The organism is Nonomuraea sp. NPDC049784, assembly GCF_040659615.1.
Lineage (GTDB): Bacteria > Actinomycetota > Actinomycetes > Streptosporangiales > Streptosporangiaceae > Nonomuraea.
In genome coordinates this window covers 1-1856 of record NZ_JBFAMX010001111.1, presented here as the reverse complement: position 1 = coordinate 1856, position 1856 = coordinate 1, and the positions used below count along the sequence as shown (strand labels likewise).

General features: G+C 67.3%; 3 protein-coding genes and 1 pseudogene. 2 read left to right on the top strand and 2 right to left on the bottom strand.

Annotation, left to right across the window (positions count from 1 at the left end):
- A pseudogene (locus AB0J09_RS63810) lies at positions 1-362 on the top strand (hypothetical protein); the annotation flags it as partial.
- A gap of 86 nt (positions 363-448) precedes the next feature.
- Here AB0J09_RS63810 and AB0J09_RS63805 read toward each other — a convergent pair.
- Together AB0J09_RS63805 and AB0J09_RS63800 are read right to left on the bottom strand one after the other, a co-directional pair.
- Positions 449-1096 carry a hypothetical protein gene (locus AB0J09_RS63805; protein WP_360714126.1) on the bottom strand — a complete coding sequence of 216 codons (648 nt, stop codon included), beginning with the start codon at positions 1094-1096 and terminating at the stop codon, positions 449-451.
- A gap of 37 nt (positions 1097-1133) precedes the next feature.
- Positions 1134-1259: a hypothetical protein gene (locus AB0J09_RS63800; protein WP_360714124.1), complete on the bottom strand. Its 126-nt coding sequence runs from the start codon at positions 1257-1259 to the stop codon at positions 1134-1136.
- 183 nt (positions 1260-1442) lie between these two features.
- Between AB0J09_RS63800 and AB0J09_RS63795 the strand changes: the two genes are divergently transcribed.
- Complete coding sequence (locus AB0J09_RS63795; RefSeq protein ID WP_360714122.1) at positions 1443-1631, top strand: helix-turn-helix domain-containing protein; 189 nt, start codon at positions 1443-1445, stop codon at positions 1629-1631.
- Positions 1632-1856: the final 225 nt, after the last annotated feature.

Sequence of the window (1856 nt, the reverse complement as noted above, 5' to 3'; positions counted from 1 at the left end):
CGCTCACCCGCCCCGCCGCCTGGGCTGCCGTGGCGATGGCCAACCTGTCCGCCATGACGATCTACCTCTGGCACCAGACCGCCATGATCGCGGTCACCGCCCTCGGCTTGCTCGCCGCCCGCCCGCTGCCCGGTCTGCACACTGTCCCCGACACCCCCGGCTGGGTGCTCGCCCGGCTGGCCTGGGTGCCGGCGTTCGCACTGGCCCTGCTGGCGTGCTGGGTCGCCTTCCATGCCCACGAACATCGACCGCCCGAAGAACGCGACCAGGGCCGGGCCGCCCCGCGCAGGCCGGCAGGGCGCGGGGCGGCCGGAATACGGCAGAAGGACACCGCGGAGTCTGACGGTCGATCGCTAGGGTGATCGTCGTCGTGTTGATGGTGGTCTTGGCCCGGAACTCCTATGGCTACGGTGATCCGCCACCCGACGGTCCAGCGAAGAGGCGCGGGTCATTCGTCGTCTGGATCTGCCGGCTCCACGGTCGGGGCGATCTGCAGTGGTGTCGCGGCCCCGCCAGCGATCTCGCGCCCTTGATTCAGCGTGTAGTCAAGCTGCCTGGCCAGGTGTGGGAGGGTCGCCGGAGGTAGATACGCATCAGCGCCGGCGTCGAGTAGTCGTCGGACCGGGCCGTGGTACTGAACTCCGAGTTCGTGGTCCTCGATTTCGGTGACGATGACGCGAGCTTTCGGGAACATCGATCGGAGCGCTGTGATCAGCTGCGGGCTGCCTGGAGGTACCAGCAGCACATCGGTTGTTGCGGGAGCTGCATGCATATCGAGCACTACGTAGTCCGCCCCGAGCTGGGTGGATAGCGCAACCCGAGCGGTGGTCGACAGCTCCATCGCGGTGGCCACGACTGTCACGCTCTCGTAGTCGATCGGTGCTTGATCGTTGGCCTCATCTGGCGCGTCGCGATCGACGATGGCGCCTTGGACCACGTCAATGGTGCTGGAGATCGTCGCGATCGACGCGCCATCACGCGTGAGGACCAAGTTCTCACCGGGCTCGAGGGCGTCGATGAGCGCCACGACGTCGTCGGGAAGGCGGGTCACGTCGATTCGCTGCGTGGAGCGCGGGGCGCGTTTGCGGATCACCATGCCTGGGACACGCTCACGGCTGCGAGGGCACCCTGCGTCATGCGCGGCCCCGGTCGCCGAGCGAAAGGCCATCCACGGTGACATGGTTGCCTGCCCCGAAGGTGCCGTTCAACAAGACGATCACATGAATCCCTTCTGATGCTGTGACCTTGTTGGATGCCATCACACGATCATTGGTTCGAGGCCGCGCCGGAGTTTCTCTCATCGTTCATGTCCGCGCCCATCGACGGCGACGCAAAGGTGGGGCCATCAGGACGCGCATGGGCCCAGACCGGCGAGGCGTACAACGCCGCCCGCGCGTCGCGCAACGGGGTGCCGGCGGCGGCGGACTACCTGGCGGGTCGGGGTGGAGACGTTCCTCGATAACACGGGCGACATCAAACGCACCGCGGCGAGCCTGTGCATCCACCGTGCGAGCCTGCACTACCGGCTGCGCAGGATCGAAAAGATCGCCGCTGTCGAGCTGTCCAGCGGGGACGACCGGCTCGCCCTGCATGTAGGCCTCAAGGTCGCCAGGCTCATGGAGTTGAGATGACGGCGGTCGGCGCGACCGTGACACAACCATGACACGGCGCTGACGAGGCGGGGACACGGTCGGCCGACAGTGGATGGGGTTGACCGGCGCCTGTTCTCCGCGGTGGTCCGGCTGTCTCCGTGCCACTGAAGAAGGCTGATCGATCGTGAGTGAACGCGTGCGCGTGGGTGTGCTGGCGGGTGGGCCGTCCGCTGAGCATGAGGTGTCGCTGCAGTCGGCGCGGGC

Bases quoted from the DNA above. Each gene is read 5' to 3' on its own strand.
- AB0J09_RS63805 (WP_360714126.1), bottom strand. From the start codon at position 1,096: ATGGTGATCCGCAAACGCGCCCCGCGCTCCACGCAGCGAATCGACGTG.
- AB0J09_RS63800 (WP_360714124.1), bottom strand. From the start codon at position 1,259: ATGGCATCCAACAAGGTCACAGCATCAGAAGGGATTCATGTGATCGTC.